The sequence below is a fragment of the Clostridium sp. OF09-36 genome, from assembly GCF_003481985.1.
Lineage (GTDB): Bacteria > Bacillota > Clostridia > Lachnospirales > Lachnospiraceae > Brotaphodocola.
Map to the genome: position 1 here is coordinate 1 of NZ_QUMD01000097.1, position 630 is coordinate 630.

Consider the following 630-nt stretch of genomic DNA (forward strand, 5'->3'; position numbering starts at 1 on the left):
AGGTGTACTTGTAGCAACTGCTGTCTTGTCTGGATGTGGACAGTCAAAGAAAGAAGTATCTAAAAACGATGATCATCTTACCGTTTATCTGTGGGAAAATCGTTTGATGAAAAATATTGCACCCTATATCCATGAACAGTTTCCTGATCAGGATATTGAATTTATTATTGGTAACAATGATACCGATTTATACAGTTATTTTAAAGAACATGATGAATTACCGGATATCATAACAGTACGTCGATTCTCTGGAACAGATGCACAGGACTTACAGCCTTATCTTATGGATTTTGCTTCTTATGATGTTGTTTCCAAGTACTATTCTTATGCGGTGCAATATTATAAGAATGAGGAGGATGAAATCCAGTGGCTGCCAATCTGTGGTATTCCGCAGACGATCATTGCCAACAAAACACTGTTTGATCAGTATGGCGTAAAGATTCCAGAAAATTATGAGGAATATGTACAGGCTTGTCAGCAGTTTTATGATAATGGCATAAAACCGTATTCCATGGATCTTGGGGAAGACTGGTCTAATAATGAAATCATCCAGGCGGCGGCAATCGGTGAGTTTACAAGCCTGGATGGTATTGAATGGCGAAACGGTGCAGAGACTGCAGCGGATGAAGT

The 630-nt window shown here is 39.2% G+C and carries 1 protein-coding gene; it reads left to right on the top strand.

The window, feature by feature from the left end:
* A partial coding sequence (locus tag DXA97_RS19875; RefSeq protein WP_118721467.1) for an extracellular solute-binding protein occupies positions 1-630 on the top strand: 630 nt, incomplete at both ends.